The following is a 13750-nucleotide window of genomic DNA, read 5'->3' as shown; positions in this document are numbered from 1 at the left end:
TCCTAAGACATCAATCATCTGCTCTCCAATGACTAGTCTAAAAACTAGTATTAAGACTATCACTTATTTAAGTGATATTGGTTGTCTGGAGATTCAGGGGGCCAGTCTAATAACGAAGTAACAATGCGCACCTCAATACTTAAAGATTGAATGGGCTACCAATCAATGTGGATACGTATTGACGGGTAGCCAGGAGATTGAAATTACGTTCGGTCAAGAATCAGAACATACTCACCACAAGAAATCCCAGAAGCACTGAGAAAGCAATAGCCAGTACACCCGGAATAAAGAAAGCATGGTTGAACACATACTTACCAATACGGGTCGTTCCTGTGTCATCCATTTGCACCGCCCCCAGAAGGGTTGGGTAAGTTGGTAACACAAATAAAGCAGACACAGCAGCAAAAGAAGCTACCAGCATGTAACTGTCATCCGGATTCGCTGCAGTAATACCCAATGCAGTCACAATAGCCGGAGTGATAGCTTTGGCAGTTGCAGCCTGTGAATACAGAAGCATCGCAGCCAGGAAAAATACCACAGCCAGAAGAGCTGGATACTGGGATACAGTAGTTCTGGCAAGCTCCTTAATTTCTCCTGAATGACCAGATACAAAAGTGTCCCCCAACCATGCCACACCCAGTACACAGATACAGGCAACCATGCCTGACTTGAACACAGAGGAGTCCGCAATCTTGTTTATATCTGCTTTACAGAAAAGGGTAATGAATCCGCCAACCAGTAGCATGAGACTCATAATAGCCGCATCACGACTAACAACAACGTTATCAATCAGACCCAGCGTCGGGCTAATGGCCGAAGCGTAAAGGACCACCAGGATGACGCCAATAAGGAAAATTGCGACAGATCGTCTGGCATAAGGCTTGAGCTGTTTGTTAACACTCTTTACTGGCGCGCTTACGAGTCCTTTGGAAAGACGCTCCCGGTAAACCGGATCATTGTCTAATTTCATGTCAGAAATCAGACTGATTATAAATGCGGTAAGCATGCAACCAACGAATGTGGTAAACAACCATATCCCAAGCAATACTGGATAACTCCACCCAAAGCCTTCCAGTACGCCAGACATATAGATAACGGCAGCCGATACAGGTGATGCTGTAATTGCAATTTGAGATGATACAACCGCAATTGAGAGCGGACATGAGGGCTTAATGTTTTGTTCTTTGGAAACTTCGACAATTACAGGGATCATTGAAAATGCAGTATGTCCCGTACCGGCAAAGATTGTCAGCACATAAGTGACAACCGGAGCCAGGTAATTAATATATTTTGGATTTTTACGAAGAATTCGTTCAGCGACCTGAACGAGATAGTCCAGTCCTCCCGCCAGTTGCATGGCCGAAATAGCAGAAATTACCGATGCAATAATTAGAATCACATCCCAGGGGATATTACCAGGCTTCATATCCAGACAAAGCCCCAGAATCAATACCCCAATGCCACCGGCATAACCAATACCAATCCCGCCCATACGGACACCCAAAAAGATTGCCCCCAGCAGAACCACTATCTGAAGAACAGTGATAATATCCATGATTCTCTCCCGAATTAGTGAGACACCTTTACCCCTGAGCTCCTCTCAACAAAGGCCTTATGGAATGTATTTTTACAAACATCCGGGCAGAGGACTGATACGTTTTCATTCGCGCCATCCCCTGCCGGATCTCCCTTCTTACAGATTCTGAACAATTATTGTTCGAACTTCGGAGCAATCAGATTATCCAGATTGAATGTCTTCTCCCATTCTTCCTGTGTGAGTAGCTTACGTTCGACAACCACTATCTGATGGAGGGATTTGCCTGTATGGTATGCTTCGTGCGCCATTTCAGAACACACCTTATATCCCAGATGTGGCTTCAGGAGAGTCACAATACCGCAGGAATGCATTACCATCTCTGCAGTTCGATCGGAATTAGCTGTAATGCCATCAATGCATTTAGTTCGGAGTGTGTTACAGGCATTCGTCATCACCTTGAGTGAGGTGAACAGCGCAAAGGTGATGACCGGCTCCATAACGTTAAGCTCAAGCTGACCAGCAGATGCCGCCAGCATCACTGTGGTGTCCAGCCCCTGAACCAGGAAGCAAGACTGGTTTGTTACTTCCGGGATAACGGGGTTAACCTTACCAGGCATAATGGAAGAACCCGGTTGCAATTGAGGCAGGTTAATTTCAGCCAGGCCGCAACGGGGGCCTGAAGCAAGCAGTCGAATGTCATTACAAACCTTGGTAAGCTTCACAGAGAGGCTCTTCATGGCCGAACTGAGTGCAACATATGCACCACAGTCGCTTGTGGCAGCGATGAGATCTTCACTGTTCCTGAAATTAATGCCTGTGATCTGGGCCAGATATTTCACGGCTAAAGCGGGATAATCCGGGTGAGCGGTAACACAGGTACCAATCGCAGTAGCACCAAGGTTTACAACCCGCAGGTGTTCCTGTGCATTACGGATGACCCGAATTTCATCATTAATTGTAAAACCCCAGCCATGGAACTCCTGGCCGAGAGTCATTGGCACTGCATCCTGCAGGTGAGTACGTCCCATCTTGAGCACTGTGCTGAACTCGTCAGCCTTTTTGTAGAATGCTCCTACGAGGTGTTCAACAGCTTCAAGCAATACATTGCTTCGCAGCAGCAATGCCAGATGTAATGCTGTCGGATATGTATCATTGGTGGACTGACCAAAATTAGCATGGTCGTTTGGCGAAACGCGTTTGTAATCCCCTTTAACGCTACCAAGTTTTTCTGCAGCAAGATTACAAATCACTTCATTGCAGTTCATATTGGTTGACGTTCCGGCTCCCCCCTGAAGCCAGTCGGTCACAAACTGTTCCCGGTACTTACCATCAATTAATTGGTCGCAAGCCCAGATTAAAGCATCCGCAACATCAGCAGGAATTGTACCTAACTCCTTATTAGCCATCGCAGCTGCTTTTTTCACATAACCGAAGGCAATGATGAAGAAGGGCTCCTGACTCATTGGCATTTCAGTAATATGGAAATTATCCTCACCACGAAGTGTCTGAACACCATAATAGCAATCATCCGGAACTTCACGCTCACCAAGGAAATCGCTTTCAATACGAGACATAATTTTCTAACTCCATTTTTCGAAAACAATGTGACAATAACAAATTGTTTTCATAAAACACTTATCCAACATTAAGAATGAATACTTATAATCACCAGATGACATAACCATTACCATCTAATGGAATATATTTAAACTAATAAGATAAACTTAAAACGTGATATCAAGCACATTTTTATAACGTTAAAATTAGTGGGTTATTTAGCAATCAAATATAACCAGTAAAAGCCCGAAATATGCAGATAACGCTGCACTAATATGATTAAGATCAAAAAAAACAATTCCGCAATCAAACTTATTATTAATGCTGATTTTTTAAATCATGATTAAGTAGAACTATTTTATAATAGCATCCCGGTTTGGTCACATCCTTCAGAAAAACAACCTGTTTACCACCATAGAAAATCTATATCTCTGCTAGGTTTTCCAGCGTTGTAGATATAGTCACTCATGGTGATTCTTATTAAGATAAGAGTTTTTACACGGGAATGTTATTGCACTTCTAATTGATAAATCTTGGAATAGAGTAGAAAACGTAATGTTTCCACTCCATCTTCCGCTTTAATGGTTTGTAATTTGAGTTAGATCATGGATTTTAACATCCATTATGATTAATTATTTTTAGATGATTTGATCACTAAATCGTCTTTCAGGGTGTAACGGCATTAATCATCACAAGCTAAAAAAACGCCATACTGTAATGGAGTCTGTATTTTATGTTCAATCATGCAAAGGCTCTTCATAATTATCATTTCTCTCTTGGAAAAATGACAGCCTGAACATAGCATAAATTCACGTTCTTCAGAGTCAGAAGGTGTTAATAAACTGTCCCTAAAATCTGGAAAATGTTGAAGAAGGCATCTCAATGGATATTGTCGAACGCTTTATCAATTATACAAAAATTAATACCACTACCTCACGAGAAAACGGCGCAAAAGGGATCATGCCTTCATCTCCTGGTCAGATGAAACTTGCGAAATTGTTGGTGAGTGAACTTGAAGCATTGGGTATGGAGGATATTATTCTCAGAGAGAATGCTATCGTAACAGCAACACTCCCTGCAAATACTGACGAAACAATCCCCGTCGTTTCCTTTTTTGGACATCTGGACACCAGTGCCGAACAGACAGCCGATACAAAAGCGCAACGATTACCTTATAATGGGGGCGATCTCTGTCTGAACCCTGAACTGAATATTTATTTGCGTGAGAGTGAATTCCCGGAGCTCAAAAATTATATTGGCGATGACCTTATAGTGACAGATGGTACCAGCCTTCTGGGGGCCGATGATAAAGCGGCGCTGGCGGCCATAATGAACGCACTTCAATTTCTGATTTCTCATCCTGAAATCAGGCATGGAGAAGTTAAAGTTGGGTTTGTGCCAGATGAAGAGCAGGGGTTACGGGGGGCCAAAGCCTTCGATGTTTCAGAGTTTGGCGCAGATTTTGGCTACACTCTGGATTGCTGCGGTATTGGAGAATTTGTTTACGAAAACTGGAATGCGGGTGATGCAGAAATTATCTTTACCGGCCAGTCTGCACACCCTATGTCAGCGAAAGGCAAGCTTAAGAACTCTCTTTTGATGGCTCACAAATTCATTTCGATGTTGCCAGGAGGAGAAGCGCCTGAATATACAGAAGGACGCGAAGGCTATTATTGGGTGAAACAGTTACAGGGAAACAGTGCCAGAACTGTACTAAAACTGGATATACGAGATTTCAGCGAGGAAGGATATCACGCCCGGAAGACATTTGTACGCCAGCTTGCAGAAAGTGCTTGTGCATTATGGGGAGAAGGAAGCGTGATCTGCCAACTGAGCGATCGGTACGCCAATGTCTTTAACAGTCTGCAGGGAGAGGGGCATTATCCCATCGACATTGCCCTGCGAGCTTACCAACGATGTGGTATTACTCCGACACCGGTGGCGATGCGTGGAGGATATGATGGCGCTGTTCTTTCACAAAAAGGATTACCCTGCCCGAACATTTTTACCGGCGCACATAATTTCCATTCTATCTATGAATATCTTCCAGTCCGTTCACTTCGGGCGGCAAGTGATGTGGTTATTGCCATCATTCAGGAGACATTCAATGGGTTCACCACAGGGAATCGTGAGTCATGATTAAAGTTGTTATCGCGCTTCTTGTTATCGTGATAGTTGCTCGCTTAATCCTGAAAGGATATCGTGCAGAACCCGTGCTTTTTATTGCCGGGCTTGCGCTGATGGTTTGTACCTGGTTTACCGGTTGGGGCACAGTGTTACCGAAGGGCGTGTCCGGTACAGGAATTAGTTTTCTTGATCCTTTCGAAGTCATGCGCAATTTATTCAGTACCCGTGCGGCTGATCTCGGTCTGATGATTATGACCCTGATGGGATTTGCGCATTACATGGACCATATCGGTGCGAATGAAGCGGTTGTCCGTGTGGTAACCCGGCCATTACGGACATTACGTTCCCCCTATGTTCTGCTTTTTTTCTCTTATCTTTTCGCCAGTCTTCTTCAACTGGCTATCCCCTCAGCTACCGGACTTGCTGTTTTACTGATGGGAACCATGTTTCCTATTATGCTCGGACTCGGGCTGTCAGCAGCGTCTGCCGCAGGGGTAATTGCCACCTCTCTTGGTGTGGCGTACACACCGACAGCCATTGACGCCATACGAGGCTCTGAAGCGGTAAATATGGATGTGGTGGAGTATGTTGTCTATCATCAGGGGCCTGCTGCTCTGGCGACTGTTCTGATTGTCGGTATCAGCCACTTTTTCTGGCAGAAACACTGTGATCGTAAAGCTGGAACATTACCTCATGAAATTGGTACGACAACGGTCATAAAAGCAGGCAGTACGCCGGCTTATTATGCTCTGCTACCTATGCTACCGATCCTGATGGCCGTTGGCTCATCGGAGATTTTTGTCACCGGAATTAATCTCAATATCATTACGATTGTTCTTATCTCAATGGCAATTTGCATGCTGATCGAATGGGTCCGTAAATGTGATCTGAAAGCTGTATGTGACGGGTTTACCCATTTCCTGAAAGGAATGGGGACAGCATTTACCGGCGTGGTGGGCTTACTGGTGGCCGCAGGTGTGTTTGCTCATGGGATTAAAAGCATTGGCGCGATAGATCAATTAATTTTGATGGCAGAGCACGTTGGGTTACCCCCTTTTGCGATGGGCATCGTTTTTGCTCTGGTTACACTGGCTGCAGCTGTCATTATGGGATCGGGCAATGCGCCATTTCTGGCTTTTGTTGAACTGATACCACAAATCGCTGCCAGCATGGGCGTGAATGCCATATCGATGATCCTGCCTATGCAGCAGGCTTCCCATATGGGGCGTGCGATGTCTCCCGTATCTGGCGTGGTTATAGCGGTTTCCAGTGGAGCAAATATAACTCCCTTCGAAGTGGTAAAACGCACTGCTTTACCCCTGATAGTTGGTTTTGTTTTTCACTCTGCGATTATCGGTATTTTTTATTAACTTGTTTTAGATTGTCATCCTCCACGCCCAGAAGGATGTGGATTCCTGCTAATCAGGCTATTGCCGGAATCATTTCGGTGGGCTCCTGCTTAAACAAAAGGCCTGACTGCACCATCTCTTTACAGGCAAGTACGGCGTGCCCTGCAGCTAAAATATTACGGGTGCCGTTTACATCGGCGCTCGCTGCATATGTGCGCCGGGCATGGCGCGTAGCGCCGTGACTGGCGCTGTTCTTCAACTGTGGTGGCTGAAGAACGACTAAGAGGTGAAAGTCCTCCACACACCCGGTGAGGGGAAGTGTTAGCGGAAGGCAAGGGTGTTCATCGCGAGGTGAAATCTGAAGGAAGCCGGATGCAAAATGCTGGCCTGACGAACAGGAAGCGGTTAAGGCGGCGCAGCAGGGTAAGGTGGCACAAATCACCAAAGCCCGATACTCACACGGAACGCTGTGACGTAAAGCCGACAGGCATAAGCAGGAAAGTCGCGTGAATTACCCCGGGAGATCTGTCGCCCTGCCAGTGTGCTACCGGTGCCGTGAGGCGCCGGGATGGGGCGGCAGAAGTCAGCCGACGCCGTAGTAGTGCTGCAAAACCGGCAGCATGAAGGGCCGAACATGATTAACTGTGATTAGGACATCCGAACCCGATGATGATTAATGAAGCACACGCGCAGGCAACTGCGGCCAGCGGCAGAGGAGACGGACAGTATCCGTCAGGGCTGCATGATGGCGCTGAAATCAGCACGGCGGCGGGTGGGCAAACGAAAGCGGAAGTGCCGCTGACGATGGAAGCGGTGATAACGAGAGAAAACCTGATGCTGGCTTATCAGCGCGTGGTGGAAAACAAAGGTGTGTCGGAGTTGAAACCGTGGCTGAAGAAGAACTGGCGCAGCGTATGGCAGGTATTGATTGACGGAAACTACCAGCCGCGGGCAATACGCCGGATGGATATCCCGAAGCCGGATGGCGGCGTGAGAACCTTAGGCATCCCGACGGTGGTGGACAGGCTTATCCAGCAGGCGATAGCGCAGCAGTTAAGCGCCATCGTGGACACAGCTTCTGCCGCTACGCAGACGACTGCAACATCTACGTAAGCAGCCGGAAAGCGGGCGACCATCTGCTGAAGGACATCAGGGCGTTCGTGGAGAGCAAACTGAAACAGAAGGTGAATGAGAAGAAGAGCGCGGTGGCGCGCCCGTGGGAGCGGAAGTTGTGGGCTGACAGTGACGGACCGTGCTGCTTCACCAAACGCCTTGGACGGCAGGCGGAACTTGGATCGTTACGTACTTGAAAAGTGGATCAACAAGAGGGTTCAACGAGACTGGGGAGTTATATTTCTTTCTCAAGGTCCGGCATTTATCTCTTCCACATGAAATCTCGATATAAAGTCAGACACGGATGTCCTACTGAAAGCGGGGGGAAGTATGGTGATAGAGGTCAGCGGGAACCTATCCATAAAAGTCACTCATTACACTAAAAAATATGTGCATATTATTTGCGTGCAATTAAATTTTGCAAAATCGAATTAGCATAATTTTTTTTGATAGAAGTCAAATAAACATAATGGAAAAAGTTTAAATATTTATATTGTATAAACTTCAGACAAAAGGAGGAGTTATGAATAAAATAAAAGGTATAACAGTAATGGCAGCCTTCGCATTGTGTATAGGATATGCTCACGCTGAATCTCAAACGCCAATACGCCTTGTAATTCATGGTGGAGCTGGCACCATAACAAAAGATACTATTACACCTGAACAAGAAAAACAATACAGAGAAAAGTTAACAGATGCACTAAATGCTGGGTATGCTGTGCTTAATAGTGGAGGAAGTAGCCTTGATGCTGTTCAGCGTGCAATTAATGTTATGGAGGACTCTCCCCTCTTCAATGCTGGAAAAGGCGCTGTCTTTACTCATGATGGCAAAAACGAACTTGATGCTGCAATTATGGATGGAAAAACCAAAATGGCCGGAGCCGTTGCAGGAGTGACGACCATAAAAAACCCTATAAACGCTGCTTATGCAGTTATGACTAAAAGCCCTCATGTATTAATGATCTCTAATGGTGCGGAACTATTTGCAAAAGAGCAAGGCTTAGTTATGGTTGAGCCAGCATATTTCAAAACTGATTTCCGTTGGCAACAGCTACAGAACGCTTTAAAAGACGAAAAAATAACCCTTGATCATAATGGTAAATCAGCATCTCTTTTACTCCCCCCAAAGAACTACGACTATAAATATGGAACTGTTGGAGCAGTCGCGTTGGACAAAGATGGTAATCTGGCAGCTGGAACATCAACAGGAGGTATGACAAATAAACGTTACGGACGCGTAGGTGACTCGCCAATAATTGGAGCAGGAACCTATGCCGATAATAATACCGTTGCTGTTTCTGCTACAGGTACTGGAGAAATGTTTATTAGAACTTCAACTGCATACAATATTGCTGCTCAGGTGAAATATAAAAATACACCATTGAAAGAAGCAGCTCAAAATGCGCTTGATGAAGTTAAAAACATTAATGGTAGTGGTGGTGTCATTGTTCTAGATAAGAATGGTAATTATACTATGAGTTTCAATACAGAAGGGATGTATCGTGGAACTATCGGCAACGATGGTAAAGCTATCGTATCAATTTATGAACAATAGATAAAATATTTTATACATCGTCTTGCCCTTAAGGCCCATTTTAAAAGCGGGCCTTTATTTAATAAATATTCTTAACGCCTCCTTATTTCACAGCTAAAAGAAGAGTAATTCTTAGACTCATTAACCGTCTCTCTACCGAGACGCTTACCCATATCCAGCCCGTACCCTGCAGAAATACCGCGATGTATAGCGTTTCTGTGTCATGGTGAAAAGTACAGGAGGAAATTATAAATTCTGGGAATATCCCTGGTTATAACATTTTGTAATACATTAAGTGATATCATTATTTATGATGTAAAAAGGGGCCTGCAATAGCCCCTGAAAAATCAGAAAACCTTCATTTTATACCTGCAGCGCTCATTGACTGCCGCAGTGCATCCAGTCCTTGCTTACAGGCCATATCCTGACTGGCGTCAGGTAAAGCTGCAATTTGTTTTCGGGATTGTTCATATTGCTGTTTCAGCGTATTAACCTGTGCTTCTGGTGTTCCCATTTCCTTCATCTTTGCTACAAAATTATCGATTTCTTTATAATACTCTTCACATGCCGGAGTCAGTGCTGCACTGGCTGACATACTGAATAATACTGTAGTAAGTAAGACTGTAATTGTTTTCATAAATACACTCCTTTTTTGTACAAAAACACTCAACCTTCCTGAGAAGGCCATAAAAGCAGAATGTTATTGGAATATCAGCAAAACGAGTATTCCCACAGGTTTTTTCTTGGTATCAGAATTCTGGGATATAAATCCAGTAAATGATGGAGTAAGTCCGAAAGAATATGTGGTGTGATTACGGACTACCAGTAAATATTACTGATTTCATGCCATGAAAATACTCATTATAAAAAGCGCCTGTATGCTGCTTATAAAATATCAGAATCCGATGTGTCAAAATGTGATATATATTAAAAAATAAATAAGACTGACCCAATATACCAAAAGAGGATGACAGAAGTGAAGGATAACCGTATTATTCTGGACCAGAAAGGAGCCTGTACATAGATTTGTGTAATTGCCTGATTTTGATATGTTCAATTCACCTTCAAATGAAGGTGAATTTATGGCCGACAAACAATTGCAGGCTCTGGCTAACGAACTGGCCAAAAATCTCAAAACTCCTGAAGATCTCAGTCAGTTCGATCGCCTGCTCAAGAAAATCAAAGTTGAGGCTGCTCTCAACGCTGAACTGACTCACCATCTGGGACATGAAAAAAATCAACCCAAATCGGGAACCAACTCCCGTAATGGCTATTCCACGAAAACCGTCCCACTACCGACGGGCCGATGGAATTACGTACTCCACGTGATCGTGATGGTTCCTTCGAACCACAACTGGTGAAGAAAAATAAGACCTGCATTATCGGCATGAACAACCAGATCCTGGCGCTGTATGCCAGAGGGATGACTACTCGCGAAATTACCTCAGTCTTCAAAGAAATGTACGATGCAGACGTTTCTCCGGCGCTGATATCGAAAATCACCGATGCCGTAATCGACCAGGTTGTAGAATGGCAAAACCGTCCTCTGGATGCGATTTATCCCATTGTTTATCTTGACTGTATTGTCCTGAAAGTACGGCAGGACAGCCGGGTTATCAGCAAAGCGGTGTTCCTGGCTCTGGGTATTAACCTTGATGGTCAGAAAGAGCTGCCAGGTATGTGGCTGGCCGAAAATGAAGGTGCAAAGTTCTGGCTGAATGTACTGACGGAACTGAAAAATCGCGGCCTGAACGATATCCTTATCGCCTGCGTGGACGGCCTGAAAGGCTTCCCGGAAGCGATTAATGCCGTCTACCCGGAGACGCAGCTCCTGTTGTGCATAGTACATATGGTACGCAACAGCCTGCGGTTAGGGCGTGGAAAGACTATAAAGCGGTAACCCGTGACCTGAAACAGGTTTACCACACAGCCACGGAAGAAGGCGCGTTGCAGGCGCTGGATGCGTTCGGGAAGGAATGGGATGCACGGTACCCGCAGATAAGTCGCAGCTGGCAGGCAAACTGGCCGAATGTTGCCACCTTCTTCGTGTACCCGGAGGCGAGCCGCAAGGTTATAATAAATAACCGTCAATACGGTGCTCCGTTAACGCTTACGTCTGTTATGGTACTTTCTGATTGTTATTCATGGGCTAACGAGCAGTTTGGACATGCCAGTCTCGGTGATCCGCGTCGTACACGACGCCTTGTGTCACTGGCCTCTTCTCTCGCTCAGCATGCAGGTCTTTCTATCGTGAAATCATCCCAGTCCACTGCTCAGGTTGAAGGTGCGTACCGCCTGATGCGTAACCCGTCAGTGTCTCCGGAAGCCATTGCCGAAGCCGGATTTACCGCCACTGCAAGGGCATGTGAGGCACATCCGCTGCTCCTCGCACTGGAAGACACCACCACCATTAGTTTCAGCCACAGTACGGCATTTGATGACCTAGGGAATACCACTACTAACCCGAAGACGCGCGGGCTGCTGGCTCACTCTGTCCTGATGTATGCCCCCGACAGCGCCCTGCCAGTCGGTCTTATCGAACAGCAGCGCTGGAGTCGGGCCACGGACACCTACGGTGTTAAGCACCAGCGAAAAGAACGTCCCTGTGAAGAAAAAGAAAGTTATCGCTGGCAGCAGGCTTCGGAGCGTATGGCTGAACGGCTGGGGGAGATACAGAAACGGGTAATCACTGTCTGTGGCCTGGAAGCGGATATCTGGCATTACCTGCATTATAAAGTCAGCCACGGACAGCGCTTCGTGGTGCGTGCTGCACAGAATAGCCGGCAGGAAGAAGCACCCGGCAAGCTCTTCGAACTGCCGGAAGTCCTGACAACCGCATGAAGCCACATGCTGAATGTGATGTAAAAAGGCGGGCGCGCAGCCCGCCAGGCCCGGATGTTCACCAGTTACAGCGAAGTCGGCATAAAAAATCCCGACAACAGCGGCCAGGCGCTTCCGCTCACGTATGTCTGTTGCCGGGAGCAGGCAGAGGACGGTGCCTGCTGGCATCTGCTGACATCAGAAAAAGTGGCGAGTGCCGCCGATGCGCGACGTATCGTCAGCCATTACGAGCGACGCTGGTTGATAGAGGAATACCACAAGGCGTGGAAAAGTGGTGGTACATGTGTGGAATCGCTGCGTATGCAGACCCGGGATAACCTTGAGCGCATAGTGGTTATCAAGGCGTTTATCGCGGTACGGGTGCTGGGCCTGCGGCAGGGAGGTATCAGTGAAGAAACACAAAATGACAGCTGTGAGAAAATACTGTTGCCGACAGAGTGGAAACTGCTGTGGGTTAAGCTGGAAGGAAAACCGCTTCCGTCACAGACGCCGACACTGAAATGGGCCTGTCTGAAACTGGCGAAACTGAGGCGATGGCATGACAGCAAACGCACAGGTCGCCCCGGTTGTGTAGTCATGTGGGATGGCTGGTTCAGACTTCAGGATATGGTTGAGGGTTACCTGGTGATGGAGTCTCTTGATCAGGAGCTCTGATCAAGAGACAGCTAGTACAGTAGGGGGTACCATTATTTAATTCCTGCAGTACCAATTAACACAGAGCATTCTGCCTCTGTGAACATATGATATCCAGACTTGACTAATTGTTATTGTGAATGTTTTTATTGCTGTTTTAGCCTCTAATCGATGCTTTCAGTGTTCCAGCGCGATAGCGCAAACATGTTCAAGCTTAGAGAGTGAATGGTATAGTTCTGGTAATGTCATTTTTTTTCTAATCACGACCTTAAGGTTAACTTCTATTCTTCCCTTTTTAACATCGCGAATAGTGAACGCTTCAATAATATTTTTTTGTTGATTAATACACTCTATCAGGGCTTGTAGCCCTGATCTTTCGTCAAGAGTAACATGAACTTTTACTTTACCCGGAAATTGATTCTTAGCTTGCAAAAAGAGCACAAAATAGCTGAGTTTTATTGCAATCATGAACAAAGCAGTGGTAACCAAAGCATGCATATAAAACCCAGCACCACATGTAATTCCCACCCCAGCCGAAGCCCAAACGATAGCTGCAGTTGTTAGTCCAGATATAGCATCGTCATGGCGATGAAGGATAACACCTGCGCCGAGAAAACCTACACCGCTGATAATCTGTGCTGCCAGTCGCATCGGATCGCTACGTATATTCATCGAGATTTCAGCGTAATATTCTGCAGACTGAATCGATACAATTGTCAGAACACAACTGGCGACTGAAATAATGACGCACGTTTTAAATCCAACAGGCTTCCCTTTCGATTCTCTTTCAAGGCCAATAATGCCACCAAGGATAAACGCGACGCAAATTTTGCCCAGTGTAATAAAGAGAGATTCTTCTTCACTGAATAATAAGAAGGATAACGTATTCATATTTCCTCCGGAAAAAACTCACTCCAAACTGTGTACGAAGGTCTCCTTTTCTGCCCCATTGGATTTGCCCCTATATTTCCAGACACCTGTTATCACTTAACCCATTACTGGCCTGCTGCCGCAGATATTCCCGTGGCGAGCGATAACCCAGTGCACTATGCGGATGCC

General features: G+C 45.9%; 8 protein-coding genes and 5 pseudogenes. 8 read left to right on the top strand and 5 right to left on the bottom strand.

The window, feature by feature from the left end; all coding sequences use genetic code 11:
- Positions 1-220: 220 nt before the first annotated feature.
- Positions 221-1555 (bottom strand): anaerobic C4-dicarboxylate transporter, encoded by a 1335-nt coding sequence (locus tag ACJHWR_RS24590; protein WP_000351505.1) that lies wholly within the window; start codon positions 1553-1555, stop codon positions 221-223.
- Positions 1556-1710: 155 nt separating this feature from the next.
- Positions 1711-3111 carry an aspartate ammonia-lyase gene (locus ACJHWR_RS24585; protein ID WP_000086506.1) on the bottom strand — a complete coding sequence of 467 codons (1401 nt, stop codon included), beginning with the start codon at positions 3109-3111 and terminating at the stop codon, positions 1711-1713.
- Positions 3112-3976: 865 nt separating this feature from the next.
- Between ACJHWR_RS24585 and pepT the strand changes: the two genes are divergently transcribed.
- Both pepT and dcuC read left to right on the top strand, forming a co-directional pair.
- On the top strand, positions 3977-5233 hold the full coding sequence (gene pepT, locus ACJHWR_RS24580; RefSeq protein WP_000355772.1) for a peptidase T: 1257 nt from the start codon (positions 3977-3979) through the stop codon (positions 5231-5233).
- The gene (gene dcuC, locus ACJHWR_RS24575; RefSeq protein WP_000598813.1) at positions 5230-6591 is read left to right on the top strand and encodes a C4-dicarboxylate transporter DcuC; all 1362 of its coding nucleotides are present in this window, start codon (positions 5230-5232) and stop codon (positions 6589-6591) included. The genes pepT and dcuC overlap by 4 nt, the downstream gene beginning before the upstream one ends.
- 52 nt (positions 6592-6643) lie before the next feature.
- Here dcuC and ACJHWR_RS24570 read toward each other — a convergent pair.
- Positions 6644-6781, bottom strand: a pseudogene (locus ACJHWR_RS24570) (RNA-guided endonuclease TnpB family protein); the annotation flags it as partial.
- Between the two features lie 455 nt (positions 6782-7236).
- Between ACJHWR_RS24570 and ACJHWR_RS24565 the strand changes: the two are divergent.
- The 4 genes and pseudogenes from ACJHWR_RS24565 to ACJHWR_RS24550 all read left to right on the top strand — a co-directional run bounded on the left by ACJHWR_RS24565 (position 7237) and on the right by ACJHWR_RS24550 (position 9238).
- Positions 7237-7683, top strand: coding sequence for a maturase (locus ACJHWR_RS24565; RefSeq protein ID WP_001327935.1), 447 nt, complete (start codon positions 7237-7239; stop codon positions 7681-7683).
- A pseudogene (locus tag ACJHWR_RS24560) lies at positions 7635-7799 on the top strand (maturase); the annotation flags it as partial. The gene ACJHWR_RS24565 and the pseudogene ACJHWR_RS24560, both read left to right, overlap by 49 nt.
- Before the next feature lie 47 nt (positions 7800-7846).
- Positions 7847-8118: pseudogene (locus ACJHWR_RS24555) on the top strand (hypothetical protein); the annotation flags it as partial.
- A gap of 115 nt (positions 8119-8233) precedes the next feature.
- Positions 8234-9238, top strand: a complete 1005-nt coding sequence (locus ACJHWR_RS24550) for an isoaspartyl peptidase/L-asparaginase family protein (RefSeq protein WP_001439114.1) — start codon at positions 8234-8236, stop codon at positions 9236-9238.
- A 337-nt stretch (positions 9239-9575) separates the two neighbouring features.
- Here ACJHWR_RS24550 and ACJHWR_RS24545 read toward each other — a convergent pair whose 3' ends face one another.
- Positions 9576-9854 carry a DUF5339 domain-containing protein gene (locus ACJHWR_RS24545; protein WP_000849708.1) on the bottom strand — a complete coding sequence of 93 codons (279 nt, stop codon included), beginning with the start codon at positions 9852-9854 and terminating at the stop codon, positions 9576-9578.
- A 445-nt stretch (positions 9855-10299) separates the two neighbouring features.
- On the opposite strand from ACJHWR_RS24545, the pseudogene ACJHWR_RS24540 reads away from it, so the two are divergent.
- Both ACJHWR_RS24540 and ACJHWR_RS24535 read left to right on the top strand, forming a co-directional pair.
- A pseudogene (locus ACJHWR_RS24540) lies at positions 10300-11293 on the top strand (IS256 family transposase); the annotation flags it as partial.
- A 45-nt stretch (positions 11294-11338) separates the two neighbouring features.
- A pseudogene (locus ACJHWR_RS24535) lies at positions 11339-12712 on the top strand (IS4 family transposase).
- Between the two features lie 156 nt (positions 12713-12868).
- On the opposite strand, the gene ACJHWR_RS24530 reads toward ACJHWR_RS24535, so the two are convergent.
- A complete protein-coding gene (locus tag ACJHWR_RS24530) occupies positions 12869-13582 on the bottom strand; it encodes an MgtC/SapB family protein (protein ID WP_001094740.1) in 714 nt (237 codons plus the stop codon).
- Positions 13583-13750 lie beyond the last annotated feature (168 nt).

It is taken from the genome of Escherichia sp. WS568 (assembly GCF_046486085.1).
GTDB classification, from domain to species: Bacteria; Pseudomonadota; Gammaproteobacteria; order Enterobacterales; family Enterobacteriaceae; genus Escherichia; species Escherichia coli.
This window is presented reverse-complemented; position numbering and strand designations above follow the sequence as displayed.

Bases quoted from the DNA above. Each gene is read 5' to 3' on its own strand.
- ACJHWR_RS24545 (WP_000849708.1), bottom strand. From the start codon at position 9,854: ATGAAAACAATTACAGTCTTACTTACTACAGTATTATTCAGTATGTCA.
- ACJHWR_RS24565 (WP_001327935.1), top strand. From the start codon at position 7,237: ATGATGATTAATGAAGCACACGCGCAGGCAACTGCGGCCAGCGGCAGA.
- ACJHWR_RS24585 (WP_000086506.1), bottom strand. From the start codon at position 3,111: ATGTCTCGTATTGAAAGCGATTTCCTTGGTGAGCGTGAAGTTCCGGAT.
- ACJHWR_RS24590 (WP_000351505.1), bottom strand. From the start codon at position 1,555: ATGGATATTATCACTGTTCTTCAGATAGTGGTTCTGCTGGGGGCAATC.
- ACJHWR_RS24550 (WP_001439114.1), top strand. From the start codon at position 8,234: ATGGCAGCCTTCGCATTGTGTATAGGATATGCTCACGCTGAATCTCAA.
- pepT (WP_000355772.1), top strand. From the start codon at position 3,977: ATGGATATTGTCGAACGCTTTATCAATTATACAAAAATTAATACCACT.
- ACJHWR_RS24530 (WP_001094740.1), bottom strand. From the start codon at position 13,582: ATGAATACGTTATCCTTCTTATTATTCAGTGAAGAAGAATCTCTCTTT.
- dcuC (WP_000598813.1), top strand. From the start codon at position 5,230: ATGATTAAAGTTGTTATCGCGCTTCTTGTTATCGTGATAGTTGCTCGC.